Genomic DNA, 25,065 nt, shown 5'->3' with positions numbered 1-25,065 from the left:
CGCTTTGGGTTCCCTGGCCATCGCGGCCAACCAGCGATCGGGCCGATCGGAAGCTAGCCCTCCCAGGCGATGGGCATCATCCCCAGCCGCTCATAGAGCCGCACGGCGGCGGCGTTCTCGACCGTGTTGGTCTTGAGGTCGACATGGTCGGCGCCGCGATCGCGAAAGGCGGAGAAGACGTGCCACATCAGGGCCTCGCCGACGCCGTTGCCGCGCGCCTCGGGATGGACGGCGAGATCCTTGACGAAAGCGCGCGTCCAGCAAAGCGCCGCCGCCGCCAGCCGGCCCTTGGCGTCGATGACGAGGAAACAAAGCGCGGGGTCGAATTCGGGATCACCGGATATGCGCGGCCACCATTCGTCGAACGGGCCGTCGGCGCCGTCGTCGAATACGTCGCCGAGCAGCGCATGCAGGGGCAGCGCGTCACCGGGCTCAAACGAGCGCATGGTGAAACCCTGCGGCCAGTGCGGTGCAACGAGCGTCTCGTCGAGGATCTTGCGCAGCCGGATGTCGTTCGGGTCCGGCGGGCGCGGTTCAGGCATGGCGCTCAGGCGTCGGGCTGCAGGCGCTGCCGCTTGCGGTCGACACCGAGGCCTGTCGCCTCGAGCAGGCCCTTGCGCTTGGCGTCGAAATAATAGCCGGTCTGGTAGAGCCAGTCGGCCTTCTTGGCGTTGCCGTCCGACACCAGCCAGGCGCCACGCAGATATTTGACCGCGTATTTGAGATTGGTCTCGGCATCGAACAGGCCCTTGGCCGGTCCGTCATAGCCCATGCCGCGGGCCGTCGCGTGCTTGATCTGCATCAGGCCCCAATGGCCGTTGTTGTAGGCCTTGGGATTGAAGGTGCTTTCGCGGTTGACGACGTGGCGCACCAGATCCACCGGCACCTGGTAAAGGGCGGCGTATTTGACGATCAGCCGGTCGACGTCACCGCGCATGCCTGTGTGCTCTTCCTGCGCCGGAGCGGCCGGATCGACCGGCGCGGACGGGAACTGCACCAGGGCAGCCGGATTCTGCGGCACGACATAGGCCACCTGCTGCACGCCGGGCATGGTTTTCAGGCCACCCTTGGCGACTGCGGGCACGATGAGCCCTGCGGTCGTGTATGTCTCCGCCGCCTTGGCCGCTTGACCGGCCTTGGTGGGCGGCGGCGCCTGCCAGGCATTGGCGGTCATCACTGCGGGTATGGCCGGCGCGGTTGGCGTCGCTCCGGCAAAGGCAGCGGTCGCCGCAGCCGGCTGGGCAGCGGGATCGAGACCCGGCGCGGCCGGGTCAGGCGTCAGTTCGGCTGCCTGAACGGGCGCGATGCCAGAGGATTGCGGCAGCACCGAAACCTTATCCGGCAACGGTACCGTGAAGCCTGCATCGCTGCCGGCAACTTCAGCGGTTTCGGTCAGGGATGGCGCCGCCTTCATCTGCGAGGTCGACGTGCAGCCGCTAAGGCCGGCAGCGGCGACGATCACGCCGATCGCGATAAGGTTCAGTTTTGCTGGCAAGCCGCGCTCGGGTCCGGTTCGTCGGGTGTTAAGAAATCCCTTACACCAGCGATTCAGCACCGGCAATCAGGGCGATCAGGTGGTTTTCGGGTGGCGAGGCGCAGGCGGTGATGCCATATTGTTCCTGATATGTACTGGCAGGAATCCCGGATTTCGCCGCTTTGCGGAAAGGAGCGCATCATGGAAACGCCATCTTCGATCACAGCCGGCCACGCAGTGTTAGAAACAGTGATCGGTTTCATGGGCATCGCCTGGAGCGAAAAGGGCCTGATCCGGCTCTGCCTGCCCGAACGCAGCCGCGAAGCGGTGGAGCGGCGGCTGATGCGCCATCCCGGCGTTTCCGCCTCCACGGCCCAGCCACCATGGGTGGTCGACCTGATCGCTTCGATCAAGGCATATACCACAGGCGAGGACGTCGATTTCACCGGCGTACCCGTCGATCTCGACGGCGTCGACGATTTCCGCCTCGCCATCTACGACGCGGCGCGAAAGCTCAGCTATGGGCAAACCACCACCTATGGCGAACTCGCCAAGCGCGCCGGCCATGCCGGCCTGCCGCGCGAAACGGGTGCCGCCCTTGGCGCCAATCCGGTGCCGCTGGTCATCCCCTGCCACCGCATCCTGGCCGCCGGCGGCAAGATCGGCGGCTTCTCGGCACCCGGCGGCTCGATCACCAAGGAAAGGATGCTGGCCATGGAAGGCGTGCGCGTCGGCCCGCCGCCACCGGCGCAGGTCTCGTTCGGGTTCTGAACCGGCGGCCAAGGCAGCACGCAAGGGGCTGGATCAGTACATTGGTCGCTTGTTCGTCGGATTGGCCGGCACCGGCTGCATCACGTCCCAATGCTCGGCGATCTTGCCATCCTCGACGCGGAAAATATCCACGATGACAGTCTCCGCCATGTCGCCCGTCTTCGGCTGGACGACCTCCGTCATGACAAGGTCGCCTTCGGCGATCACCCGCTTGAAGTCCACCTTTTGTTTTGGCCAATTCGCAACACCCATGCTTTCGAGAAGCTTTTTGACTGAGTCTCGGCCGTCGGTCATCGTCGGGTTGTGCTGGATATACTTGTCCGCCCAATAGCGATCGAGCGCGCTGAGGTCATGGTCGCCGAACAGCGCTTGATAGGCCTTCAGGACAAGCGCCCTGTTTTCCTGGATCAGTTGATGTTGCCGAACCGCCTCCTTGGCCGGCTTGGCGTTTCCCGCATGTGCGGCGACGGTGAGGACCACGACGGCGAAAGCGGCCGCCGCGAAGGATCTAAGGCGCAACATGTATGGCTCCTTGGATTGTGTGGATTTCAGATGAGGCGGAGCATTGGGCATTCCAATGATCCCGCCGTCCCGCAATTTGTAGGTGAGCGAAGGGCACCTCGACGACGGCACGGGCCAGCATAGGGGGATGCCTCCCCTCCGCTTCGGTTCATTCGATGTCGGGGAAAGAACGGCCGCAAGATCGCCGCCGTTCTCCTCGGAAGTTCCCTCGATAGTCCGGCGGATCAGATCGAGGGTCGGTGCCATGTCAGCCCCACTTCATCTCGCCCTTGGCGACCTTGGATCCGATATCGAGGGCAACGCCCATGCCGAGACCTGGAAAGCGGGCCTCCATGGCTGCCTTTAGCGCTGCGCTGTCGGCCGCCTTGTTCAGCTCGCCCTCGAAGGCGAGGAGATAAGATTTGGTGAATTCCACCGCCGAAGGACCGGTCGCGGCATCGGGGGTCATATGGCCCGGCACCACGACGGCGGGGTAGCGCGCTGCAACCGCATCCAGCGTCTTGACCCAGGCGGCACGGCTTTCCTTGGTCTGCGTGTCGGCGGTCCAGACATGAACACCCGCGAAGATCATCACGCCGCCGAACACGGCATTGAGCGACGGCACGAACAGGTACCGGCGATTGGCTAGTCCTTCTTCGGCATTGACGATCTCGATCGTCTCGCCGTCGATCGTGAGCGTTGGGCCGTCGAAAGCCTCGGGCAAGACGATGTCGGTCAGCGCCTGAGGGCCATTTTCCTTCAATTGCGGGCCCCAGACCGCGAGCTTCTTCTCCACGCTGTCCTTGATGGCTTCGAGCGTGGCTGAAGCAGCGATCACCTTTGCCTCCGGGAAGGCTTCCCGCACCGGCTTCAGGCCGAAGTAATAATCGGGATCGGACTGGCTGACATAGATGGTGGTCAGCTTCTTGCCGGTGGCCTTGATGGCCTCGGCGAGCGCTTTGCCGTCCGGATAGGTGAAGCCGCCATCGATCAACAGGGCCTCGCTCGGTCCAGACAGCAGCACCGGCGCGCGGAAGAAGCCGTTCGGACCCGCCGGGAAATGTTTCCAGTCGAGCTTGCTGCCGGCGGCCTGGCCGCGCCCCGCGGATGCCAAGACGGCGGTTGCGCCGAGGGCCAATGACGTCTTCATGATCTGTCTCCTCGTAAACATGGAATAGCTCCTTTGAATGGAATGGGATCGGGTGGCGGTGGCATCCGCCGCTGATTGAGAGAACAGCTCGGAACGTAGCCCAGTTGGATTAATTGATAAATTCTCTATAATAGTACAAACTGTATGCCATAAGCTTACAATAAATCGAAGGCGTTCCCATGGAACCGATCAACCTCAACCGCCTCGCCTATTTTGCCACCGTCATCGACGCGGGCTCGTTTACCCGGGCAGCCGAGCGGCTTGGCATCACGAAGGCCGTCGTCAGCCAACAGGTCGCCCGCCTTGAAGCCGAACTGCAGACCACGCTTCTCGTGCGCACGACGCGAAGGCTCGAGCCGACCGAAGCAGGCCGCCTTCTGCATGCACGTTGCGTCACGATCCTGCGGGACGTTGAAGAGGCAGTCGTCGAGGTCGGCGAGGGCAACACCGAAGTCGCCGGCGTGCTGCGCGTTTCCGCGTCCAATGATTATGGCGCGATCGTGCTGGCCCCGATCGCCGCCCGCTTTCGACAGCAATTTCCAGCCTGCGGCGTCGAACTGTTCATTTCCGATGCCATAATTGATTTGATCGGCAGCAAGATGGACCTGTCCATCCGGGTCGGCTGGCTGGAAGATTCCAGCCTGCAGGCGCGCCGCATCGGCACCTTCCGGCAGATCCTCGTCGCTTCACGGGATTTTGCCGCCAAGGTCACGGTGGACGAACCGGAAGATCTCGCTTCCCTGCCGCTCGTTGCCAATTCCGTCCTTCGCAAGCCGTTCACCTGGAGCTTCAGCCGAGGCGATGTCGAGCGGCGGACCGTCACCATGCACGAGACGTTCTCCATCAACTCGACACCGGCCGTCCTGGAAGCGACGCTCGCCGGCGGCGGGCTGGCGGTTCTGCCGGACTATCTGATCACCGACTATCTATCGCAGGGTCGTCTCGTCCATGTGCTGTCTGACTGGGCGCTGCCCTCCGGCGGCATTCACGTGGTCTACCCGGCCGCGCGCTTTCGCCCGCAAAAGGTGACGCGGTTCGTGTCGATGCTCATGGAACATATCCGCGAATGAAAGCGCATGCCGCCGAGAGGCGCAGTTGAACAACTGCGCGAACGCCTCCGCTGTAGTCGATGAGTGGCCTAGTTGTTGTGGAAGAATCGCCGTCGAAAATGCTCATTGTCCGGCCGCTTGCAGTTGTAGACCAGACAGGACTTGGTGTCGGCGCTCGGCACATAGGCGCGCGCCCTCACCTCGCCCATGGTGCAGAACTGCTGGCTTTGCACATAGCGGTCGTAGAGCGGCAGCCCCGGCACGCGTGCCGACTGGTAGCGCAGGATGACGGCGCCCTGCCGCGCGATCGTCGACTGGACCTTGCCGCAGCTCATATGCGTCGGGTCGTAGCGCGAGATCGCCTGCGCCTCGGCGGCCACCAGCGTCAGGCAGGCGGCAAGCAGAATGGTTTTCATGGTCCTCTCCCCCGATCCGCCATCCTCCGACAGCGCGATCTTCCGCAACGGTTTCACCAGATTGGGGCGGCCGTTGGGCGGCCCCTCGATCACGGCTTTTTCACGCAGTCTTGTTTTTCGTCGGAAAGCAGCCTATATCAGGCCCATTGATATTTCGGCCGATCGATCCGGGCCTCGCGATCTTCGCGTTTGCTGACGTCTATCTCCAAAATCTCGATGCACACCGGCTGGACCTCGGTCTGGTCAAACCAAAGCAAATGCAAGGACTATTTTTATGGCAACTGGAACGGTCAAGTGGTTCAACGCCACCAAGGGCTTCGGCTTCATCCAGCCTGACGCGGGCGGCGCGGACGTTTTCGTCCACATCTCCGCAGTCGAGCGTGCTGGCCTGTCGACCCTGGTCGAAGGCCAGAAGATCAACTTCGAGATCGAGCAGGACCGCCGCACTGGCAAGTCGTCCGCTGGATCTCTGAGCAAGGCAGCCTGATTTTGCGAATGGCGCGCGCCGGGCGAGAGCTCGGGGCGCGCGGCAAGTCACGGATGTACTGACGGTCGCGCGAGAAGCGCGCCGGAGCGGAAAGACCCGACAGACTGGATCAGCAGATAGCTGCCAGCCCGGACTGGACGCTCCCAATCAGGCTACCAAGCACGGAAGGCGGGATTTATCCCGCCTTTTTGCTGTCTGGGGTTGGGTGCCGCAGCCGGCGCAATAGTCCCACCGGTGGTACTTTTGGCCCACTAGTGGTATCATTCGGCCATGACCAAACTTGAGCAGATCGAAAAATCCGTCGCCGAACTGAGCCCCGAGGAACTGAAGGCGTTTGCCGCCTGGTTCGAGGCGCTCCAGGCGGATATGTGGGACCGGCAAATGGAAGCCGACGCGAAGGCGGGCCGTTTGGACAGGCTTGCCGAACAGGCGCTGGCTGACCATCGCGCTGGTCGGACGCGGCCTCTGTGAACCACGTCGCCTCTCCATCGTTCTGGGAGGCTTATGAAAACTGCCATCGTCAATCAGAGCAAAGGCGGACAGGCGTTTTGCCCAACTGCGTTCCGATCCTTTTCATCCCTCACTGCATTTCAAACAGGTCGGTCGCTATTGGTCGGCGCGAGTTGACGAAAACTACCGGGCTGTTGCCATACGCAACAATGAAGATGTGATCTGGTTCTGGATCGGCACCCACGCCGATTACGACCATCTGTTGAAATAGCCCCTCCTTCAGGAGGAGAAGGCTACCCCACCCACCCGACCGGCACGTGCCCCGGATCTGCTTCCACCCGCCTCAGCCAGGCTGCTACGGCTGGATAGGTGTCGAGCTGGAAGCCGCCCTGCTCCGCCGTGTGCGTGTAGGCATAGAGCGCGATGTCGGCGACGCTGAAGGCGCTGCCGGCGAAGAAGGCGTTGTTGTCCAGATGTCTGTTCATCACGCCAAGCGCCTTGTTGCCGCGCTCCAGTGTCACCGCCAGCCGTTCGGGCGTGGCATCCGCGGCCCTTTCGGGAAAGGTCAACAGCGCTTTGCGCACGGCGATGCAGGGCTCGTGGCTGTATTGCTCGAAGAACAGCCACTGATAGGCGAGCCCGCGCTCATACTTGTCCGCCGGCAGGAAACGCGTGCCTTCGGCGAGATAGAGCAGGATGGCGTTGGACTCGGCCAGCCGCCGGCCATCGTCGAGTTCGAGCAGCGGCACCATGGCGTTCGGATTCTTGGCGACGAAATCGGCTTTTCGCGTGTCGCCCGTATGCGAACTCACCTCGACCGTGGTGAAGCCGAGGCCGAGCTTGGCCATCAGCAGGCGCGGCTTGTAGCAGTTGCCGCTGTCGATCATGCTGTAAAGTATCATTGCCGTTCCCCGAGCGCTGCCTTGCAGAGGCGATTATCGCAGCGGCGGCGTCCTCAACCAATGATTTGTTTTGGCGCGACCATCAGCGCCGCTGATGCAAGGTCCTGGCAAAGAGCGGCACGATCTTGTTGTCGAGGCCCAGCAGCGCGTCGATCACGAGCGGCGCTTCCTCGAAGACAGTGCCGGCCAGCGCCGGCCGGGCCAGAAGAAAGCCCTGCAGCAGATCGACGCCGGCTTCGAGCGCGACGCGCAGATGGATGGATTGCTCGATGCCTTCGACCAGGACCTTGGCGCCGCGGTCGTGCAGGCTGGATACCAGCGGGCGGAAGAAGCGTTCGGCGGCGGCATGGCGGCAGAACTGCGCGAACCAGCCGCCGTCGATCTTGACGATGTCGGGCTTGAGCAGGCTCACCCGCTCCTCGGTCGAGTGGCCGGTGCCGAAATCGTCGATGGCGATGCGAATGCCGTCGCGCCGCATCTCGCGCGCCAGCCGGGCAAGCAGCGCATCGTCCGCCGCCTGTTCGGTGATTTCGCAGACCAGCATGCGAGGAGCGAGGCCGAGTTCGCCCAGATGCCTGCTCATCAGCCGGATCTCGGCCAGCGCCCGCCCGGCATGATCGTTGACCAGCGGATTGTAGTTGAAGAACAGATCGAGCCGGTCGACCCCGATATTGTGAAAATTCCGAAGATGCAGCACCCGGCACATGGTCTCGACAAACAGCCGGTCCGGTGCGGCAACGCCTTCAAAGAACACCCGTGGCGACCCTGGCCGGCCGGCGCGGTGCGGCTCGATCAGGCCTTCGACCGCCACCGGGTGCAGGGTGTCGCCGCGCGGGGCGAAAATCGGCTGATAGGCGCTGCGCAGACGAAAGTCGCCATAAACGCCGAATTCGATGCCGACCTCGTCGACGAAGATCGCATCGCCGACATTGCGGCGCCGTTCGGGCCTCATGGCGCGACCCTGCGCCCGAAGGCTTTGACCGGTCGCGCCGTTTGCCGAACGGGCGACGCGACAGGCACGGTCTCGGCGGCGGAGACGGGTTCCGGCGGGACTTTGCCGAAGACGCGAAAGCTGGTCGGTGCCAGCTCGGGCCGTGCCAGCACATAGCCCTGGATCATCGACGCTCCCGACTTCTCGGCAAGCTCCAGCTGCCATCTTTCCTCGATGCCCTCGAACACGGTGCGGATGCCTTGCTCTTCGAAGCTTTTCACCATCGTGGTCAGCAGCGCGAAGCCTGCACTGGACTCCATCAGCTGCGTGATCCACTGCGCATCGAACTTGACGATGTCGGGCTTCAATTCCTTGATCCGGCCGATGTCGGACTCATCAGCGCCATAATCGTCCACCGCAATGCGAAAGCCGTTGCCCTTGAGCGCCGCCACGAAGCTGTGCAGGGTCTCCTGCGACGCCGACCTCTGTTCCGTCACCTCGCAAACGACGCGGCCCGGGTCGATGCCGGCCTCGTGCAGCACCAGCCGCATTTCGCGCAAGGCATTGTCGGCGATCGCCCGCTCGGTGAACACCGACGGGTCGAAATTGATGAAGATCGATGCCTCCTGCGGCAGGCAGGCGCCGGCGTTCAGGAGATGCAGCGTCCTGGTAAGCGCTTCGACATGCAGGCGGTCGGCGGCCGGACAAGTCGAAAAGAAGCTCATCGGCGATTGCGGCTCGCCATCGCGAAACGGCCGGATCAGCCCCTCGAAGGCGGTGACCGACAGCTTGCCCTCCTTGAAGGCGAAGATCGGCTGGAAGGCACTTTGCAGCGTATAAATGCCCCAGACACCGGTAGAGGTGCCGTCATCATGACGGATGATATGGGCAAGCCCGACGCTGCGCGACACGGTTCCTCGCTCCGCAATTGGATTGCGATCCTGTCACGCAAGCCTCTACCGCCCGTTAATAAATTTATTGTTGCCGATCACGGCGCCCGATCATGGCTCCCAATCACAGCTCATTGACCGCGCGACCCACCTGGCACAGCCAAGAAAGCTTGCACTGCGCGGAATGATGCGACATGAGAAGCGCCGCGGCCGCTCCTGGCCGCGCCGATCCTCTCAGGAGAGACAAAAGGTCATGGCCTTTCTTGCCGACACCCTTTCCCGCGTGAAGCCTTCCGCCACCATCGCAGTGACGCAGAAAGCCCGCGAGCTGAAAAATGCCGGCCGTGACATCATCGGCCTCGGCGCCGGCGAACCGGATTTCGACACGCCCGACAACATCAAGAATGCGGCGATCGAGGCGATCCGGCGTGGCGAGACCAAGTATCCGCCGGTTTCGGGCATCGTGCCGCTGCGCGAGGCGATCGCGAAAAAGTTCAAGCGCGAGAACAATCTCGACTACAAGCCCGAGCAGACCATCGTCGGCACCGGCGGCAAGCAAATCCTGTTCAACGCTTTCATGGCGACGCTGAACCCCGGCGACGAAGTCATCATCCCGCGCCCCTACTGGGTCAGCTACCCGGAAATGGTGGCGATCTGCGGCGGCACGTCGGTGTTTGCCGACACCTCGATCGAAAACGGCTTCAAGCTGACCCCGCAAGTGCTGGAGAAGGCGATCACGCCGAAGACCAAATGGCTGTTGATGAACTCGCCGTCGAACCCGTCGGGCGCGGCCTACACCGAAGCGGAACTGCGCGCGCTGGCCGACGTGCTGCTCGAGCACCCGCATGTCTGGACGCTGACCGACGACATGTACGAGCACCTGACCTATGGCGACTTCGTCTTCAAGACCCTCGCCGAGGTCGAGCCGAAGCTCTATGAGCGCACGCTGACCATGAACGGCGTATCGAAAGCCTATGCCATGACCGGCTGGCGCATCGGCTACGCGGCCGGCCCAATCCAGCTGATAAAGGCGATGGACATGATCCAGGGCCAGCAGACATCGGGCGCCTGCACCATCGCGCAATGGGCCTCGGTCGAAGCGCTCAACGGCCCGCAGGACTTCATCGCCAAAAACAAGGCGATCTTCCAGGGCAGGCGCGATCTTGTCGTCTCGATGCTCAACCAGGCACGCGGCATTTCTTGCCCATCCCCGGAAGGCGCTTTCTACGTCTATCCGTCCTGCGCGCAGCTGATCGGCAAGAAGACCAAGGCCGGCAAGGTGATCGACACCGACGAAGCCTTCTGCTCGGAACTGCTCGAGGCCGAGGGCGTGGCGGTGGTGTTCGGCTCGGCCTTCGGCCTCGGCCCGAACTTCCGCATCTCCTACGCCACCTCGGATGCCCTCCTGGAGGAAGCCTGCACGCGCATCCAGCGCTTCACGGCATCGCTGACCTGATCGGACGCATCATCGCAGCCACCCGGGTTTTTTTGAACCCCGGCTCCGGACTCAGCCGCCATACTGCTCGGCGGTCACCGCCTCCAGCCAGTCGGCGTGGACGCCATCGAGCGCTTCCTGCATGGCGATATGCGTCATCGCCGATTTCGGCGCCGCGCCGTGCCAATGCTTCTCGCCGGGCGCGAACGAGATGACGTCGCCTGCCCTGAACTCCTGGACCGGTCCGCCCCAAGTCTGGGCAAGGCCGGCACCCGAGGTGACGTAGAGCGTCTGGCCGAGCGGATGTGTGTGCCAGTATGTGCGCGCACCCGGCTCGAAGCTGACCAGTGTCGCCCTCAGCCGCGCCGGTTCCTCCTTCTCGATGATCGGCGTCTGCAGAACCCGGCCGGTGAAGTACTTTTCGGGTGCGATGATGGTGGGTACGCTGCCGCAAGTAATGATCTTCATCGTCTAATCCCAGGACCGGTGGTGAAGCGACAGACGGCAAACGCCGTCTCTCATTCGAGGCGGGTGCATTCTCGGCTGATATCTTCCGAGGCGCAACCGGCCGTTTGCCGCGCCGCCGCAAGGACGCCTGACGCAGCGGCGGATGCCTATTTTTCTTGCCCTGCCGGCAAACAAGTGGGACGATGCTTTCGGGCAGGTGGTGAAACCAAAAGAACCCCGCCCGCGACGGTCGAACAGGCCGGCCGCCGCTCAGGACCGATTGACCACGCCTGAACCATGCATGCCAGTCGGTCCTACGGGAAACGCCTGAGTGGAGGTCAGTCATGGGTACTCGCGCCGGAGGACGACGCACGGGACCGAAATGCATTGCCATAGTCGGTCCCTTCGCAAGCGGTAAGACGACACTTCTCGAAGCCATATTGGCCCGTACGGGCGCCATTCCCCGACAAAATCCCGTTTCTTCCGGCAACACCGTTTCCGACCATTCGCCGGAGGCGCGTGCCCACGCCATGAGCGTCGAGGCGACGATCGCCACCACCGAATTCATGGGCGAGCAGATCACCTTCGTCGACTGCCCCGGCTCGATCGAATTCTCCTTCGAGGCCGAACCGGTGCTGGCCGCCTGCGACCTCGCCGTGGTCGTGGCCGAGGCCGATGAAAAGAAGATACCCGCCTTGCAATTGATCATGCGCAAGCTCGACGATCTCGGCGTGCCGCGCCTCCTGTTCCTCAACAAGGTCGACAAGGCGATATCGGGCGTGCGCGACACGCTGAAGATGTTGCAGCCGGCCAGCTCGGTACCGCTCCTGCTGCGCCAGATTCCGCTGCGCAAGGACGGCGTCGTCATCGGCTCGATCGACCTGGCGCTGGAGCGCGCCTACATCTACCGCGAATATGCCGAGAGCGAGGTGGCCGAGATACCAGGCGACGACAAGGCGCGCGAATTGGAAGCGCGCTTCTCCATGCTGGAGACTCTCGCCGACCATGACGACCAGTTGATGGAACAGCTGCTCGAGGAGATCGAGCCGCCGAAGGATGCGATCTTCGACGACCTCTCGGCCGATCTGCGCGCCGGCGCGGTGACGCCGGTGCTGATCGGCACCGCCGAGAAGGGCAATGGCGTGCTGCGCCTGCTGAAGACGATCCGCCACGATGCGCCCGACATCGAGGCGACCCGCAAGCGGCTCGGCGCACCGGATGGCAACGCCATCGTGGCCCAGGTGATGAAGACCATCCACACGCCGCATGGCGGCAAGCTGTCGGTGTCGCGCATCCTGTCAGGCCAGGTTGCCGACGGCTCCGAACTCTGGCTGCCCGGCGGCGGCACCGCCAAGGTCTCCGGTATCTACCGGATGCTCGGCAAGGACCAATTCAAGCTCACCGCCGCCAGGGCCGGCGACACGGTCGCGCTCGGCAAGCTGGACGAGGTCAAGACCGGCCAGACGCTGACCTCGGCCAAGGGCGGCATCAAGCAGCTGTTCGATGTCGAACCGCCGCAACCGGTCTTCGCCTTCGCGCTGCGCCCCAAGGAGCGCAAGGACGAGGTGAAGATGTCGGCGGCCATCCAGCGCCTGGCCGAGGAGGATCCCTCGCTCAACCTGCGCCACAACCAGGACTCGGCCGAGACGGTACTATCGGGCCATGGCGAGATGCATCTGCGCGTCGTGCGCGAGCGGCTCGAGGGCAAGAACCAGATTCCGGTCGAAGGCCACGCGCCGGCGGTGCCCTATCGCGAGACCATCCGCAAATCTGTGCAGCAGCGCGGCCGCCACAAGAAGCAGTCGGGCGGCCACGGCCAGTTCGGCGATGTGGTGATCGAGATCAAGCCGCTGCCGCGCGGCTCGGGCTTCCAGTTCACCGACACCATCACCGGCGGCGTGGTGCCGAAGACCTACATCCAATCGGTGGAGACCGGTGTGCGCGACTACCTGAAGTCCGGCCCGCTCGGCTTCCCCGTCGTCGACGTTGCCGTCAACCTGTCGGACGGCTCCTACCATGCGGTCGATTCCTCCGACATGGCCTTCCAGATGGCGGCGAAGCTGGCGATGAAGGAAGGCATGGCCGCCTGCTCGCCGGTGCTTCTGGAACCGGTGATGAAGGTCGAGATCGTCACGCCGTCCGACGCGACGTCGAAGATCATCGCGCTGATCCCGCAACGCCGCGGCCAGATCCTCGGTTATGACGCGCGGCCCGACTGGCCGGGATGGGATGTCGTCGAGGCGACCATGCCGCAGGCCGAGATCGGCGACCTGATCATCGAGTTGCGCTCGGCAACCGCGGGCGTTGCCAGCTATCGCGCCGTCTTCGACCACATGGCCGACCTCACCGGCCGCCTCGCGGACGAGGCGATGAATGCCAACGGCAAGGCCGCGTGATTTCCATCCTGATATAACGCCCCCTCGAAATTCGAGGGGGCGGAAATAAAAACGACGCCCGGGGAGCCGGACGCCGTTTTGTTCTGCGGACCGTTTTCTTGGGAGGAGAAACGGCAGGTCCGCCGCATATGCAGTCGCCGAGCTTCGGCAAAAAGGTTCGGACGCGGTAGCCGCCTGAGCCCGGGTCGTTCGAGTGATGCCCCCATCTCCCGTCCGAACCACACCGCGTCCTATGATCTACATAGCAGATGGAGGATGCCCTTGTCATGTTACCAGAGGTTACATGACACTGTTACGCGGCAATTCAGGTGAAATTCTCAGCCGCCCTGGGGGGCATGCGGGCAACAAAAAAGCCGGATCAATGAAGATCCGGCTGAGTTTGATGGAAGTGCCTGTTAAGGCTAACCTCCAGAGGGGAACACTCGAGGGCGCTAATGGGAGGAGAACGCGCCCAGGAGATGATCTATATATGTGCTCATCATGCCCAAGAAACAAGCATCTATTTTGCAACACACGCATGCAAAAAGACGCAGGCTGTGGTCTAACCCGCTCCCGACGCCAATAGGACCAGTGGAATCGTCGAATTGCAGCGCGCGATCGGGCCATTGTCACACCGGAATCGCGAATAGCGATCGGTTTTCGCCGCGAAATGCCAAAACCGCGCAATGACGTGGAAGTGAGCAGCAGGCGTTCATTTCTAAGGCAATCGGAAGGAGCCAGCCAATGCGTACGTTCACGGCGATTGCCGGCAGCGCTATTCTCCTGATTGCGGCACCTGGCGTGGTCGCCGGTCTGATCCCGTGGCTGCTCAGCGATCGCTGGGGCCTGCCTTGGTCAGCGATGCCGGGCTTTGTGCTTGCCGGCTGGGGTCCTGATCCTCGCCGCGCTGGAGGCTGGGGACACCAGCACCGGTCGCGCCGACCGAGAAGCTGGTGATCGGCGGCATCTACTGTCACGTCCGCAACCCGATGTATGTCGCGGTGCTGTCGATCATCCTCGGCCAGGCGCTGCTGTTCTCGAGCTGGACGCTTGTCGCCTATGCCGCCGTCGGCGCGGTCGCCATGGGAGCCTTCGTCAGGCTCTACGAGGAGCCGACGCTCAGCCGTCGTTATGGCGAAGAATACGATACCTACCGCCGCAACATGCCCGGCTGGCTGCCCCGCCTGACGCCCTGGCGGGGGTGAGCCGGCTTACGGACGCAGCGCCGCAGAGGATATGTCGAGATTCAGGTCAGGCCGGGCCGAGAACGGGAGCTTCCGAGAACCGGAACGGAGCGGACTTTCCGTCCGTGAGTACCGGAAGCGCAGGAAGCTCTCGTTCGCAGGCCGGCCTCACCTGAATATCGGCATATCCTAAAAAGACCAGCTTCTGGCCTTGGCGATGATGAAATCCCGGAACACGTGCAGCTTGGCCTGGTTCTTCATCGCGTCTGGATAGGCGAAATAGGTGTCGAAGGACGGCACCTCGGTCTCCGGCAGCAATTGCACCAAGCCGGAGTCCTTGCTGATCACATAGTCCGGCAGCATGGCGATGCCAGCACCGCCCTGCACGGCCCGCTTGATCGACAGGATGTCGTTGATCTGCAGCGAGGGTACACGCTGGCCGCCCTCGAAATCGCCCACCGTCTCCAGCCAGTTCAGCTCCGACAGATGCGAAGGCACCGGCAGGCCGAAGGTGACGATGCGATGGGTCCTGAGCTCCGCGACCGAGGCTGGCTTGCCATGCTTGGCGACATAGGAAGGGGCGGCGTAGAGGTGGAAATGCACGGTGAACAGGCGGCGCTGGATCAGATCCGGCTGCTGCGGCTGACGCAGCCGGATGGCGCAGTCGGCCTGGCGCATGGTGAGATCGAGCTCCTCGTTGGCGAGGATCAGCTGCAGGCTGATTTCGGGATAGAGCTCGATGAATTCCTGCACCCGCTCGGTCAGCCAGCCGGCGCCGAGGCCAACGGTCGTTGTCACCCTGAGCACGCCGGAAGGACGGTCCTTGGTCTCGGTCAGCCGCGACTTGATGGTCTCGAGCTTCATCAGCACGTCATGCGCCGTGCGGAACAGCATCTCGCCTTGCTCGGTCAGCACCAGGCCGCGTGCATGGCGGTTGAACAGCGGCACGCCGACATCATGCTCGAGCGCGCTGACCTGCCGCGAGATCGCCGATTGCGACAGGTGCAATGTCTCGGCCGCGTGCGTAAACGACCCCGCTTCCGCCGCTGCGTGAAACACGCGTAGCTTGTCCCAGTCCAACGCCATGATACCCCTCGTTCTGTTTGGCGTCTGAATGAAAAATCAGGCTTTTGCACGGCGTTTCCAAGCCGCTTTTTTAACAGTTTTACAGCGACCCCTATTCCGCTGCTTCGCGATGCACCTCGATACCGGCCAGATACTTTTCCGCCTCGAGCGCCGCCATGCAGCCGAGGCCCGCCGCCGTCACCGCCTGGCGATAGATATCGTCGGTCACGTCGCCGGCCGCGAACACGCCGGGCACGTCGGTGCGGGTCGAATCCGGCGCGGTCCACAGATAACCGTTCGGCTTCTGCTTCAGCTTGCCGGCGAACAGTTCGACCGCCGGTGCGTGGCCGATCGCCACGAACACGCCATCGACCTTGAGGTGCGTTTCGGCACCGGTCACCGCATGCTTGAGCTTCAGCCCTTCGACCGACGGCGGCAGCGGCGTCTTGCCCGGGCGGCCGGTGACCTCGTCGACGATCGTGTCCCAGATGACGCGGACATTGTCCTTCTTCAGCAGCCGCTCGCGCAGGATGCGCTCGGCGCGGAAGTCGCTGCGCCTGTGGATGACCGTCACGCTCTTGGCGAGGTTCGACAGATAGAGCGCCTCCTCCACCGCCGAATTGCCGCCGCCGACCACGGCGACATCCTTGCCGCGATAGAAGAAGCCGTCGCAGGTGGCACAGGCCGAGACGCCGAAGCCCATGAAATCCTGCTCGCTCGGAATGCCCAGCCACTTGGCTTGCGCACCGGTGGCGATGATCAGCGCGTCGGCCGTGTAGGTCGTGCCGGAATCGCCCTTGGCGCGGAACGGCCGCACGTTGAGGTCGACCTCGGTGATGATATCGTTGATGATGTCGGTGCCGACATGCTCGGCCTGCTTGAGCATCTGCTCCATCAGCCACGGCCCCTGGATAGGGTCGGCGAAGCCCGGATAATTCTCGACATCGGTGGTGATCATCAGCTGGCCGCCCTGCTGCAGGCCGGCGACAAGCATCGGCTTCAGCATGGCGCGTGCGGCATAGACCGCCGCCGTATAGCCGGCCGGGCCGGAACCGATGATGAGAACGGGCGCATGCTTGGTGGTCATTTGAAGCCTCTGCGGGGCAGACAATGGAGTGTTGCCTTGGAAAAAGACGTGGAATGTCGCGCTTAATGTAAGGGTTGCCAACCACGCCAGCAAGGCGAACGGGCCGTCGTCCCCGGAAAGCTTCGGCCTATGTGGATATTCGCGCGATGACCGCTTTTCGTTGCCGTTCCAAAATCGCGTTGATGAGGGCTGGCGTCGACACAAAAGTCGTTTAATTACAAAATCGCGAAAGATTCTTGCGCCACTCTGATCATCGAGACCTCCAATGCCGCTCAAGGCCGACCTCGACGCCATCGACTGGAAGATCCTGCGCGAATTGCAGGACGACGGCCGCATGACCAACGTCGAACTGTCGAACCGCGTCGGCATTTCGGCGCCGCCTTGCCTGCGCCGGGTCAAGCGGTTGGAGGAAGCCGGCATCATCCGAGGCTACCGCGCTCTGCTCAACGCCCCGGCGCTCGGCCTCGACGTGGTCGCCTTCTGCCTGGTCGGGCTGCATCACCAGGCCGATGCTGAACTGCGCATCTTTGCCGAGCGCACGCGCGGCTGGCCGATCGTGCGCGACGCCTGGATGGTCTCGGGCGAATCCGACTTCCTGCTGCATTGCGTGGCAAGCGACCTCGGCGCCTTCCAGACTTTCGTCATCGAGGAACTGACCTCGACGCCGAATGTCGACACGGTGCGCACCGCCCTCACCATCCGCCGGGTCAAGGATGAGGGCTTGGTCTCGTTCGAGCGCCCCTGAGGCCGGGCGAAGGCCTGTCCGCCGGCAAATTCCTTACCTTCGCCACACCGGCGCCCCGTTGGTATCAGACAGACGCTGATGTACAAGGCTGGACGGCTTGCCGGACTTCGCCGCTCGACTGACGCTCGAACAGAGCGCAAGCAGTGTTGTTCCGGGGACGGCCCGCCATGGGAAGGGGACCATGACTCGATTTGCAAGCCCGGTCTCGGCGCTTATCATCTGCGTGAACGAGGCCGATATGATCGGCCCGTGCCTGGAAAGCATCGATTTCTGCGCCGAGATCATCATCGTCGATTCCGGCTCGACCGATGGCACCGTCGAATGCGTGGAAAGCTATATCGTCAAGGGTTACCCGATAACGCTGCTGCACAATGACTGGCCGGGCTTTCCCCGACAGCGGCAATTCGCGCTCGACCATGCCAACCAGCCCTGGTGTCTTTCGATCGACCCGGACGAGCGCGTCGACGACCGGCTGCGGCAGTCGATCGTGGCCGCCACGCAGGCTGCCGACACCAAGATCGGCGGCTGGTACATCCGCCGCCGCGATTGGCTGAAGGGCTACGGCTATGCGCATCGCTGGGTGCTGCACAACAGGCTGCTGCGGCTCTTCCGGCGCGAGGGCGCCACCATGGACCTCTCCGCGCGAGTGCATGAATCCTTCCGTGTGCCCGGCGAAACCGGCACCATCGAAAACGGCGTGCTGCTGCATCGCCGCGAGATCTCGGTCGAGGAAGATCTTGCCCGGGCCAACAGCTACTCCGGCCTCAAGGCCAAAACGCTGGTCGAGAAGGGCAAGAAGCCCGGCCTGGTGCGGCTGGTGCTGTCGCCGTTCGGCAACTTCCTGAAGTTCTATCTCGCCAAGCGCTACTTCCTGTGCGGCCGGCACGGCTTCGTCTACTCGATGTCGGTGATGATCTATTCCTTCGCCACCGAGGCCAAGCTTTACGAAGCCTCGGAGCGCGACGATCAGACGTGAGCGGTCAGGCCTGGATCAGGACCCCTTGTCCCGGCCGAGCGTTTCAATGGCAGCGAGCAGACCGCCGAGGTCATCGCCGCCATGCAGGCGCCTGATGGCGAAGCCGGGCAAAGCCGCCGCCTCTCCGTCCACCAGCCATCCCTGCGCCAGGCCGGCGCGCCATCCGGCCTGCATGTCGCCCAGCCTGTCGCCGACGATAAGGGAGCGCTGGAGATCGAGATCGAGACGTTTACCCGCCTCGGCCAGCATGCCCGGATTGGGCTTGCGCATCGGATGATCCGATACGGCGAGCGGCCCGACGCCCGCCTCGTGGTAGGCGCAGGCAAGCACCATGTCGACGAATACGCCCCGCTCGCCCAACAGGTCGAGCACGCGACCGTTCACCGCCGCAAAGACGCTCCAGTCGAAATAGCCGCGCGCGATGCCCGACTGGTTGGTGACCACGACGACCGGAATCCCGTTGCGGTTGGCGGCCGCGATCGCCGGCACGATATCGTCGCGCAGCACGATCTCCGCCGGATCGCTGGGGTAATCGGTATCGACGTTGATGGTGCCGTCGCGGTCCAGGAACAGCGCCGGCGGGCGTCCCGGGAAAACCCGGTCGCCGATGCGCTCGACCCACAAGCCCGGTTCGGTCAGCGGATACGCTACCGCGTCAGCCATTGTGCAGGCGTGCTTCCACCACCTCGCACAGATGGTGGTAGAGGCACAGGTGTCCCTGCTGGATGATCGGCGTCGAGGTCGAGGGCACGTTGAGCAGGATGTCGCACAGCGGCTTCAACTTGCCGCCGGTGTCGCCGGTCAGGCCGATCACCGTCATGTCCATCATCCGCGCCTGTTCTGCGGCGGCGAGGATGCTCGGCGAATTGCCGCTGGTCGAGATCGCGAGCAGCACGCCGCCCGCCGCGCCATGCGCCTCGACCTGGCGCGAAAACACCGTGTCGAAACCGTAGTCATTGCCCCAGGCGGTCAGCACCGCGGCGTTGGCCGGCAATGCGATGACATTGTAGGCCTTGCGCTCCTTGAGGAAGCGGCCGACCAGTTCGCCGGCGATGTGGATGGCATCGCTGGCCGAGCCGCCATTGCCGGCGATCAGGAAGGCCTTGCCTGCTGAAAGCGCGGTCACCACGGCGCTCGCCGCGCGCTCCATCTCGCCGGTCAGGTCGCGCTCGACCATCGCCGTGATCGCAGCCGCCGAGCGGACCAGGTAGTCGTTCAGTTCAGACATGGAACCCTCAGTTCGTGGTGGCGCCAGCACGCAGCTTGCCGATGGTGCCGGTGGTGCTCTTGCCGGCGACGAGATCGACCAGCACCACGCGTCCGCCGGCCTTCTGCACCACATCGGCGCCGACCACGGTGTCGATCGTATAATCCGCGCCCTTGACCAGGATGTCGGGCAGAAGCGCCTCGATCAGCGCCAGCGGCGTGTCCTCCTCGAACACCACGACGGCATCGACCGAGGCAAGGGCCGCGAGCACGCAGGCGCGGTCATGCTGGTCGTTGACCGGGCGCCCCGGCCCTTTTAGCCGCCGCACCGAGGCATCGCTGTTGAGGCCGAGCACCAACCGGTCGCACTGGCTGCGCGCGGCATGCAAGAGGCTGACGTGGCCGGCATGCAGGATGTCGAAGCAGCCATTGGTGAAGCCGACGCTCAGTCCCTCCGCCTTCCAGGCCGCGACCATGCGCGCCGCCGATGCGGCATCGAGGATGGCGTCCTTGTGGGCGGTCGGTCCATGCGAGCGGAACAGCGCGCCGGCGAGTTCCTCGACCGTCAGCCGCGCGGTGCCGCGCTTGCCCACCACGACGCCGCCGGCGGCATTGGCGATCGAGGCCGCCGCGACCGGATCGGCACCGGCGGCCAGCGCCAGCGCGAAGGTCGCGATCACGGTATCGCCGGCGCCCGAGACGTCGAACACTTCGCGCGCCTGGGTGGCGATGTGGTGCGCCTCGTCGGGGCCGACCACGCTCATGCCCTTTTCGCTGCGGGTGGCGACAACGAAATCGAAGCCGTGCGCGGAAATCAGTTCACGTGCGGCCGCGACGATCTCGTCATCGGCGAACACCGCATGGCCGGCGGCCTCGCCAAGCTCCTTGCGGTTAGGGGTGATGGCGGTCGCGCCGGCATAGCGGGCATAGTCGCGGCCCTTCGGGTCGACCAGCACCGGCTTTCCCGCCTCACGGCAGATGGCGATCAGTTCTCCGGCGACGCCGTCGAGCAGGATGCCCTTGCCGTAGTCGGACAGGATAACGATATCGGCCTGCTTGAGCGCATCCCGGAAATGACCGACCAGACCAGCCCGCTCGTCGTCGCCGAGCGGCTTGATTTCTTCTTCGTCGAAACGCAGCACCTGCTGGTTGAGCGCGCTGAAGCGGCTCTTCGACGAGGTCATGCGGCCGCGCTGCTGCGAAAGCCCCACCGTTTCGGCGCCAAGCTCGCTGAGCATCCGCACCAGGCTGTCGCCGGCCGCATCGGTACCGATCACCGAAACCGGGATGGCCCGCGCGCCGAGCGAGACGATGTTGGCCACGACATTGCCGGCACCGCCCATGGCCAAGACCTCGCCGCGCCCATGCAGCACCGGGATCGGCGCCTCCGGCGAGATCCGCTCGATGACGCCGTTGACGAAGCGGTCGAGGATGAGGTCGCCGACCACCAGAACGGTCACGTCGCCGAAACGCGCGATCGCGCGGTGCAAAGGTTCGGGAGAAGGCGGATTGTGCTTGATCATGTCACTGGCAACGCGCGGGAAAGGCCGATCTCTGTCGTGCTGAAAATTGTCAATTTACGGGCCGGATCGTTCATGCCTGCCGATATACCGCAAATCCATGCAGCGCAACGGCAGGACATAGTCCGGCGGTCAGCTCTTCTGCAGGGCAACGTGGACGCCCAGTCCGACCAGCACGGCCCCGCCTGCGCGCTGCATGAGGCGCTGTGCACGGCTCGAACGCCGCAGCCGGCCGATGACGAGACCGGCCAGGAAGACGCAGACGATGTCGGCCGAGGAGAACATCAAATTGACGATGGTGCCGAGCACGACGAATTGCAGCCAGACCGGGAACGCCGCCGAGGCATCGATGAACTGCGGCAGGAAGGCCATGAAGAAGATCGCGGTCTTCGGGTTGAGCACCTCGACGGTGATGCTTTCGAAAAAGGCACGCCGCGCCGATTTCCGCTCGATGACGGGCAGCGTCGTGTCACCGTCCGCGCGCTTGCGGAACAGCGAAATGCCGAGCCAGATCAGATAGAGCGCGCCGACAAGCTTGACCGCCATGTAGAGCGGCGGCACCGCGTGGAACAGCACCGAGAGCCCGGCGGCAGCGGCAAAGACATGCACATACCCGCCGAGATGGATGCCGAGTGCCGCCGTCAGCCCAGACCAGCGCCCACGCGCCATCGTCTGCGCCGCGGCATAAAGCATGGCCGGACCAGGGATGTAGGCGAAAATCGCCGTGGTGGCGAAAAACGCAATGAGCAGTTCCGTCGACGGCATTCGTTTGTTCCTTCGTGATCCAGTCCGGCAGGCGAACCAACAGAAGCGGCAGCTTTGCGGCCCCACCGTGACGTCAACCCGCCTCGCCTGCCGTCGCCCTGCACCTGCTTTGTCGACAGCCCGGCTGGCCTCCCTTATAAGGACCGGAATCGCAAGCAACCAGAGGCCTTCATGATCATCGTCACGGGCGGCGCCGGCATGATCGGCTCCAACATCGTCGCCGCGCTCAATGCCGAGGGACATGACGACATCCTTGTCGTCGACGACCTCACCGACGGCCACAAGATCTCCAACCTCGCCGATCTTGGCATTGCCGATTATCTCGACAAGGACGATTTCCTGCCCCGCATCGAGGCGGGCTCGCTCGGCCGTATCGAGGCCGTGTTCCACCAAGGCGCCTGCTCGACCACCACCGAGTGGAACGGCAAGTTCATGATGGAGGTGAATTTTGCTTATTCGAAGCGGCTGCTGCATGCCTGCCAAGCCCTGCGCGTGCCCTTCCTCTATGCCTCTTCTGCGTCCGTATATGGCGGCGGCGCCGAGTTCCGCGAGGATCCGACGCTCGAACGGCCGCTCAACGTCTACGCCTATTCCAAGAAACTCTTCGACGACTATGTCAGGCGCACCGTCTTTGACAGTGACCACTCGCAGGTCGCGGGCCTGCGCTACTTCAATGTCTACGGACCGCGCGAGGCGCACAAGGGCGCCATGGCCTCGGTCGCCTTCCATCTCTTCAACCAGGTCGAGCAAGGCCAGAACCCGAAGCTCTTCGGCGCCTATGGCGGTTTCGGCCCTGGCGAACAGAGCCGCGACTTCATCCATGTCGGCGACGTCGCCGACGTCAATCTGTGGCTGTGGAAGCGCGGCGCGAGCGGCATCTTCAACTGCGGCACCGGCCGCGCCCAGCCGTTCCGCGCCATTGCCGAAACGGTGATCGATACATTGGGCAAAGGCGAGATCGAGTTCATCGAATTTCCCGACCATCTCAAGGGCAGCTACCAGAGCTTCACGCAAGCTGATATGTCCCGTTTGCGCGCGGCCGGTTACAATGGCCAGTTCCGGAGCGTCGAAACTGGCGTCAGAGACTATGTCGAATGGCTGAAAGCCCAACGATCCTCGTGATCGGCCCACGCTGGGTGGGCGATATGGTGATGGCGCAGTGCCTGTTCTCGGCGCTGAAGGAGCTGCACCCCAACGCCGCGATCGACGTGCTGGCGCCGGCCTGGGCCGCCCCGCTGGTCAAGCGCATGCCCGAAATCCGCCAGCAGATCGACTTTCCGCTGAAGCCCGGCGCGCTCGAATTCACCCATCGCCGCCGCTTCGGCCGCCTGCTGCGCGACCGCTACGACATGGCCTATATCCTGCCGGGCAGCTGGAAGTCGGCGCTGATCCCCTTCTTTGCCCGCATCCCGCGCCGGTTCGGCCATCTCAGGGAGATGCGCTATGGCCTTTTGACCGACATCGTGCCGCTGCCCGAGGCCGCGAAACGGCGCACCGCGCAGGCCTATTTCGGCCTCGCCCAGGGTGGCACCTTCCGCGCCCCTCACCTGACCGTCGACGCCGGCAACCAGGCCGCCCTGCTCGATCGTTTCGGGCTCGCGCCACAGCAATTCGTGGCCCTGATGCCCGGCGCCGAGTTCGGACCGGCCAAGCGCTGGCCGAGCGAAAGCTATGCCGGCCTGGCCCGCGACTTGATGGGCAAGGGTCTCAAGGTCGCCCTGTTCGGCTCGAAGAACGACCGCGACGTGACGGCGGAGATCGCAAGCCTCGCCCCCGGCGTCGTCGACCTCGCCGGCCAGACGCGGCTGGAAGACGCCATCGACCTGATAGCGGCGGCAAGGCTGGCGGTGTCCAACGACAGCGGGCTGATGCATGTCGCGGCGGGGGTCGGCACGCCGATCGTCGCCGTCTATGGCTCGACCTCGCCGCAAAATACGCCGCCGCTGGCGGAGCGCCGCGAACTGGTCTGGCTCGGCCTGTCCTGCTCGCCCTGCCACCAGAAGATCTGCCCCCTCGGCCATCTCAACTGCCTGAAGACATTGGAAGTCGGGCAAGTCGCGGCAGCGGCGGAACGCCTGCTGGAACTTCCGGCGGCGGCATGAAGGTGCTGATCGTCAAGACATCGTCGATGGGCGATGTCATTCACACCTTCCCGGCCGTCGAGGACGCCAGCCTCGCCAGGCCGGACGTGTCCTTCGACTGGTGCGTCGAAGAGGCGTTTGCCGGCATCGTGGCGTTGCACCCGGCGATCGGCAGGATCCACACGGTCGCCATCCGGCGCTGGCGCAAGGCGCTGCTCGACAGCGCCACCTGGCGCGAGGCGGCCGCGCTGCGCCGCACCTTGCGCGAACGCCGATACGACCTCGTCATCGATGCACAGGGCCTGTTGAAGTCGGCCCTTGTGGCCCGGCAGGCGGGCGCACCGATTGCCGGCTTCGACCGGTCCAGCGCGCGCGAACCTTCGGCAACGCTGTTCTATGACGTCACCTACGGCGTGCCGCGCAACCTGCATGCCATAGAGCGGACGCGGCGGCTGTTCGGGCAGGCGCTCGGCTATCAGCCGGATCTTTCGACACTCAACTCCGGCATCGTTCCATCGCCGGTCACCCCAGCCAACATCGGCGCAAACACCGCCTTCCTGCTGCACGGCACCAGCCGTGAGGACAAGAAATGGCCGGCCGGAGACTGGATCGGGACGGCCCGCCTGCTGGTCGAGCGGGGCATGACACCGGTCACCACCTGGTCGAACGAGCGCGAGAAAGCCGTGGCCGAAGCGATCGCCAGGGCGGTGCCCTCCACGGTCGTGGTACCGAAATCGCCGCTCGCCGACATCGCCGCCATCCTCGGCCGCTCGACGCTGGTCATCGGCGCCGACACCGGCCTGACCCATCTCGCCAGCGCCTTCGGCCTGCCGACGGTCGCGGTTTTTTTGGCCACCGAGCCTGGTTTGACAGGCCCTCGCGGGCCATATGCGTCGACGCTATTGGCGCCGCCAGGTGGGCGTTTGACGCCGAGCGAGGTGGTGGCGGAGGCGGAGAGGCTTTTGGCGCGTAGGGGCGCTGCTCTGGCTGGTAAGAATTGATTTTTTCAAATCAATTCAATTGAAAAGGCCAGCGCCGCCCCTCATCTGCCTGCCGGCATCTTCTCCCCGTATAGTGACGGGGAGAAGGGGCTGGCCGCAACGGAGCAGCCTATTCTTCAACGTCGAAAATTAGCGAAATCACACGTGACAGCGTCTT

At 64.0% G+C, this 25,065-nt stretch carries 26 protein-coding genes and 2 pseudogenes; 13 read left to right on the top strand and 15 right to left on the bottom strand.

Annotation, left to right across the window (positions count from 1 at the left end; all coding sequences use genetic code 11):
• Positions 1–53: 53 nt before the first annotated feature.
• Positions 54–542 (bottom strand): GNAT family N-acetyltransferase, encoded by a 489-nt coding sequence (locus LB568_RS02180; RefSeq protein ID WP_224728910.1) that lies wholly within the window; start codon positions 540–542, stop codon positions 54–56.
• 5 nt (positions 543–547) lie between these two features.
• A complete protein-coding gene (locus LB568_RS02175) occupies positions 548–1,495 on the bottom strand; it encodes a lytic transglycosylase domain-containing protein (RefSeq protein ID WP_224728909.1) in 948 nt (315 codons plus the stop codon).
• 180 nt (positions 1,496–1,675) lie between these two features.
• On the opposite strand from LB568_RS02175, the gene LB568_RS02170 reads away from it, so the two are divergent.
• Positions 1,676–2,245: a methylated-DNA--[protein]-cysteine S-methyltransferase gene (locus tag LB568_RS02170; RefSeq protein ID WP_013893590.1), complete on the top strand. Its 570-nt coding sequence runs from the start codon at positions 1,676–1,678 to the stop codon at positions 2,243–2,245.
• A gap of 33 nt (positions 2,246–2,278) precedes the next feature.
• Here the strand turns inward: LB568_RS02170 and LB568_RS02165 are convergent, their stop codons facing one another.
• On the bottom strand, positions 2,279–3,013 hold the full coding sequence (locus LB568_RS02165; RefSeq protein ID WP_224728908.1) for a nuclear transport factor 2 family protein: 735 nt from the start codon (positions 3,011–3,013) through the stop codon (positions 2,279–2,281).
• 1 nt (position 3,014) lies between these two features.
• Positions 3,015–3,917, bottom strand: coding sequence for an MBL fold metallo-hydrolase (locus LB568_RS02160; protein ID WP_224728907.1), 903 nt, complete (start codon positions 3,915–3,917; stop codon positions 3,015–3,017).
• 158 nt (positions 3,918–4,075) lie between these two features.
• Here LB568_RS02160 and LB568_RS02155 point away from each other — a divergent pair, with 158 nt between their 5' ends.
• On the top strand, positions 4,076–4,966 hold the full coding sequence (locus LB568_RS02155) for a LysR family transcriptional regulator (protein ID WP_224728906.1): 891 nt from the start codon (positions 4,076–4,078) through the stop codon (positions 4,964–4,966).
• Between the two features lie 68 nt (positions 4,967–5,034).
• On the opposite strand, the gene LB568_RS02150 is transcribed toward LB568_RS02155, so the two are convergent.
• Positions 5,035–5,361: a hypothetical protein gene (locus LB568_RS02150; protein WP_224728905.1), complete on the bottom strand. Its 327-nt coding sequence runs from the start codon at positions 5,359–5,361 to the stop codon at positions 5,035–5,037.
• A gap of 274 nt (positions 5,362–5,635) precedes the next feature.
• Between LB568_RS02150 and LB568_RS02145 the strand changes: the two genes are divergently transcribed.
• The 3 genes and pseudogenes from LB568_RS02145 (at position 5,636) to LB568_RS02135 (ending at position 6,569) form a co-directional block, all read left to right on the top strand.
• Entirely contained in the window at positions 5,636–5,848 is a 213-nt protein-coding gene (locus LB568_RS02145) for a cold-shock protein (RefSeq protein ID WP_010910991.1), read from the top strand.
• A 270-nt stretch (positions 5,849–6,118) separates the two neighbouring features.
• Positions 6,119–6,319 carry a hypothetical protein gene (locus LB568_RS02140; RefSeq protein WP_013530089.1) on the top strand — a complete coding sequence of 67 codons (201 nt, stop codon included), beginning with the start codon at positions 6,119–6,121 and terminating at the stop codon, positions 6,317–6,319.
• Positions 6,316–6,569, top strand: a pseudogene (locus LB568_RS02135) (type II toxin-antitoxin system RelE family toxin). The gene LB568_RS02140 and the pseudogene LB568_RS02135 overlap by 4 nt, the downstream one beginning before the upstream one ends.
• 22 nt (positions 6,570–6,591) lie before the next feature.
• Here LB568_RS02135 and LB568_RS02130 read toward each other — a convergent pair.
• The 3 genes from LB568_RS02130 to LB568_RS02120 all read right to left on the bottom strand — a co-directional run bounded on the left by LB568_RS02130 (position 6,592) and on the right by LB568_RS02120 (position 9,042).
• A complete protein-coding gene (locus LB568_RS02130; protein ID WP_224728904.1) occupies positions 6,592–7,200 on the bottom strand; it encodes a glutathione S-transferase family protein in 609 nt (202 codons plus the stop codon).
• Between the two features lie 82 nt (positions 7,201–7,282).
• The gene (locus LB568_RS02125) at positions 7,283–8,152 is read right to left on the bottom strand and encodes an EAL domain-containing protein (protein ID WP_224728903.1); all 870 of its coding nucleotides are present in this window, start codon (positions 8,150–8,152) and stop codon (positions 7,283–7,285) included.
• Entirely contained in the window at positions 8,149–9,042 is an 894-nt protein-coding gene (locus LB568_RS02120) for an EAL domain-containing protein (RefSeq protein WP_224728902.1), read from the bottom strand. Before LB568_RS02120 ends, LB568_RS02125 begins: the two co-directional genes overlap by 4 nt.
• 232 nt (positions 9,043–9,274) lie before the next feature.
• On the opposite strand from LB568_RS02120, the gene LB568_RS02115 reads away from it, so the two are divergent.
• Complete coding sequence (locus LB568_RS02115) at positions 9,275–10,477, top strand: pyridoxal phosphate-dependent aminotransferase (protein ID WP_013893581.1); 1,203 nt, start codon at positions 9,275–9,277, stop codon at positions 10,475–10,477.
• Positions 10,478–10,528: 51 nt separating this feature from the next.
• Here the strand turns inward: LB568_RS02115 and LB568_RS02110 are convergent, their stop codons facing one another.
• Entirely contained in the window at positions 10,529–10,924 is a 396-nt protein-coding gene (locus tag LB568_RS02110; RefSeq protein WP_224728901.1) for a cupin domain-containing protein, read from the bottom strand.
• 323 nt (positions 10,925–11,247) lie between these two features.
• On the opposite strand from LB568_RS02110, the gene LB568_RS02105 reads away from it, so the two are divergent.
• Entirely contained in the window at positions 11,248–13,299 is a 2,052-nt protein-coding gene (locus LB568_RS02105; protein ID WP_224728900.1) for an elongation factor G, read from the top strand.
• A gap of 723 nt (positions 13,300–14,022) precedes the next feature.
• Positions 14,023–14,483, top strand: a pseudogene (locus tag LB568_RS33760) (methyltransferase family protein).
• Between the two features lie 168 nt (positions 14,484–14,651).
• Here the strand turns inward: LB568_RS33760 and LB568_RS02090 are convergent.
• Together LB568_RS02090 and trxB are read right to left on the bottom strand one after the other, a co-directional pair.
• Positions 14,652–15,548 (bottom strand): LysR family transcriptional regulator, encoded by an 897-nt coding sequence (locus LB568_RS02090; RefSeq protein WP_013893578.1) that lies wholly within the window; start codon positions 15,546–15,548, stop codon positions 14,652–14,654.
• 91 nt (positions 15,549–15,639) lie between these two features.
• Entirely contained in the window at positions 15,640–16,614 is a 975-nt protein-coding gene (trxB, locus tag LB568_RS02085) for a thioredoxin-disulfide reductase (RefSeq protein WP_013893577.1), read from the bottom strand.
• Positions 16,615–16,879: 265 nt separating this feature from the next.
• On the opposite strand from trxB, the gene LB568_RS02080 reads away from it, so the two are divergent.
• Together LB568_RS02080 and LB568_RS02075 are read left to right on the top strand one after the other, a co-directional pair.
• Positions 16,880–17,359 (top strand): Lrp/AsnC family transcriptional regulator, encoded by a 480-nt coding sequence (locus LB568_RS02080; protein ID WP_013893576.1) that lies wholly within the window; start codon positions 16,880–16,882, stop codon positions 17,357–17,359.
• A 181-nt stretch (positions 17,360–17,540) separates the two neighbouring features.
• On the top strand, positions 17,541–18,335 hold the full coding sequence (locus tag LB568_RS02075) for a glycosyltransferase family 2 protein (RefSeq protein ID WP_013893575.1): 795 nt from the start codon (positions 17,541–17,543) through the stop codon (positions 18,333–18,335).
• Between the two features lie 15 nt (positions 18,336–18,350).
• Here the strand turns inward: LB568_RS02075 and gmhB are convergent, their stop codons facing one another.
• The 4 genes from gmhB to LB568_RS02055 form a co-directional block, all read right to left on the bottom strand.
• A complete protein-coding gene (gene gmhB / locus LB568_RS02070; RefSeq protein WP_013893574.1) occupies positions 18,351–18,998 on the bottom strand; it encodes a D-glycero-beta-D-manno-heptose 1,7-bisphosphate 7-phosphatase in 648 nt (215 codons plus the stop codon).
• Positions 18,991–19,563, bottom strand: coding sequence for an SIS domain-containing protein (locus tag LB568_RS02065; protein WP_013893573.1), 573 nt, complete (start codon positions 19,561–19,563; stop codon positions 18,991–18,993). The genes gmhB and LB568_RS02065 overlap by 8 nt, the downstream gene beginning before the upstream one ends.
• A gap of 7 nt (positions 19,564–19,570) precedes the next feature.
• Positions 19,571–21,064: a D-glycero-beta-D-manno-heptose-7-phosphate kinase gene (gene rfaE1, locus LB568_RS02060; protein WP_224728898.1), complete on the bottom strand. Its 1,494-nt coding sequence runs from the start codon at positions 21,062–21,064 to the stop codon at positions 19,571–19,573.
• 129 nt (positions 21,065–21,193) lie between these two features.
• A complete protein-coding gene (locus LB568_RS02055) occupies positions 21,194–21,826 on the bottom strand; it encodes a LysE family translocator (protein ID WP_013893571.1) in 633 nt (210 codons plus the stop codon).
• Between the two features lie 171 nt (positions 21,827–21,997).
• On the opposite strand from LB568_RS02055, the gene rfaD reads away from it, so the two are divergent.
• Genes rfaD through waaC form a run of 3 tightly spaced genes read left to right on the top strand, consistent with a single transcriptional unit; the run spans position 21,998 to position 24,908 of the window.
• Positions 21,998–22,948, top strand: a complete 951-nt coding sequence (rfaD, locus tag LB568_RS02050; protein WP_224728897.1) for an ADP-glyceromanno-heptose 6-epimerase — start codon at positions 21,998–22,000, stop codon at positions 22,946–22,948.
• Complete coding sequence (gene waaF / locus LB568_RS02045) at positions 22,921–23,928, top strand: lipopolysaccharide heptosyltransferase II (protein WP_224728896.1); 1,008 nt, start codon at positions 22,921–22,923, stop codon at positions 23,926–23,928. Before rfaD ends, waaF begins: the two co-directional genes overlap by 28 nt.
• The gene (gene waaC / locus LB568_RS02040; protein ID WP_224728895.1) at positions 23,925–24,908 is read left to right on the top strand and encodes a lipopolysaccharide heptosyltransferase I; all 984 of its coding nucleotides are present in this window, start codon (positions 23,925–23,927) and stop codon (positions 24,906–24,908) included. The genes waaF and waaC overlap by 4 nt, the downstream gene beginning before the upstream one ends.
• The last annotated feature ends 157 nt before the right edge of the window (positions 24,909–25,065 follow it).

The sequence above is a fragment of the Mesorhizobium sp. B263B2A genome (assembly GCF_020165775.1).
In the GTDB taxonomy this organism is placed as follows: Bacteria; Pseudomonadota; Alphaproteobacteria; order Rhizobiales; family Rhizobiaceae; genus Mesorhizobium; species Mesorhizobium opportunistum.
Note: the sequence above shows the minus strand (reverse complement) of the source record. Positions and strands in the feature narration are given on the sequence as shown.

Coding starts and splice junctions, on each gene's coding strand:
- LB568_RS02055 (WP_013893571.1), bottom strand. CDS start 21,826: ATGCCGTCGACGGAACTGCTCATTGCGTTTTTCGCCACCACGGCGATT.
- LB568_RS02140 (WP_013530089.1), top strand. CDS start 6,119: ATGACCAAACTTGAGCAGATCGAAAAATCCGTCGCCGAACTGAGCCCC.
- rfaD (WP_224728897.1), top strand. CDS start 21,998: ATGATCATCGTCACGGGCGGCGCCGGCATGATCGGCTCCAACATCGTC.
- LB568_RS02180 (WP_224728910.1), bottom strand. CDS start 542: ATGCCTGAACCGCGCCCGCCGGACCCGAACGACATCCGGCTGCGCAAG.
- LB568_RS02065 (WP_013893573.1), bottom strand. CDS start 19,563: ATGTCTGAACTGAACGACTACCTGGTCCGCTCGGCGGCTGCGATCACG.
- waaF (WP_224728896.1), top strand. CDS start 22,921: ATGGCTGAAAGCCCAACGATCCTCGTGATCGGCCCACGCTGGGTGGGC.
- LB568_RS02110 (WP_224728901.1), bottom strand. CDS start 10,924: ATGAAGATCATTACTTGCGGCAGCGTACCCACCATCATCGCACCCGAA.
- LB568_RS02150 (WP_224728905.1), bottom strand. CDS start 5,361: ATGAAAACCATTCTGCTTGCCGCCTGCCTGACGCTGGTGGCCGCCGAG.
- waaC (WP_224728895.1), top strand. CDS start 23,925: ATGAAGGTGCTGATCGTCAAGACATCGTCGATGGGCGATGTCATTCAC.
- LB568_RS02105 (WP_224728900.1), top strand. CDS start 11,248: ATGGGTACTCGCGCCGGAGGACGACGCACGGGACCGAAATGCATTGCC.
- LB568_RS02170 (WP_013893590.1), top strand. CDS start 1,676: ATGGAAACGCCATCTTCGATCACAGCCGGCCACGCAGTGTTAGAAACA.
- LB568_RS02130 (WP_224728904.1), bottom strand. CDS start 7,200: ATGATACTTTACAGCATGATCGACAGCGGCAACTGCTACAAGCCGCGC.
- trxB (WP_013893577.1), bottom strand. CDS start 16,614: ATGACCACCAAGCATGCGCCCGTTCTCATCATCGGTTCCGGCCCGGCC.
- LB568_RS02090 (WP_013893578.1), bottom strand. CDS start 15,548: ATGGCGTTGGACTGGGACAAGCTACGCGTGTTTCACGCAGCGGCGGAA.
- LB568_RS02155 (WP_224728906.1), top strand. CDS start 4,076: ATGGAACCGATCAACCTCAACCGCCTCGCCTATTTTGCCACCGTCATC.
- LB568_RS02080 (WP_013893576.1), top strand. CDS start 16,880: ATGCCGCTCAAGGCCGACCTCGACGCCATCGACTGGAAGATCCTGCGC.
- LB568_RS02160 (WP_224728907.1), bottom strand. CDS start 3,917: ATGTTTACGAGGAGACAGATCATGAAGACGTCATTGGCCCTCGGCGCA.
- rfaE1 (WP_224728898.1), bottom strand. CDS start 21,064: ATGATCAAGCACAATCCGCCTTCTCCCGAACCTTTGCACCGCGCGATC.
- LB568_RS02115 (WP_013893581.1), top strand. CDS start 9,275: ATGGCCTTTCTTGCCGACACCCTTTCCCGCGTGAAGCCTTCCGCCACC.
- gmhB (WP_013893574.1), bottom strand. CDS start 18,998: ATGGCTGACGCGGTAGCGTATCCGCTGACCGAACCGGGCTTGTGGGTC.
- LB568_RS02145 (WP_010910991.1), top strand. CDS start 5,636: ATGGCAACTGGAACGGTCAAGTGGTTCAACGCCACCAAGGGCTTCGGC.
- LB568_RS02165 (WP_224728908.1), bottom strand. CDS start 3,013: ATGGCACCGACCCTCGATCTGATCCGCCGGACTATCGAGGGAACTTCC.
- LB568_RS02075 (WP_013893575.1), top strand. CDS start 17,541: ATGACTCGATTTGCAAGCCCGGTCTCGGCGCTTATCATCTGCGTGAAC.
- LB568_RS02125 (WP_224728903.1), bottom strand. CDS start 8,152: ATGAGGCCCGAACGGCGCCGCAATGTCGGCGATGCGATCTTCGTCGAC.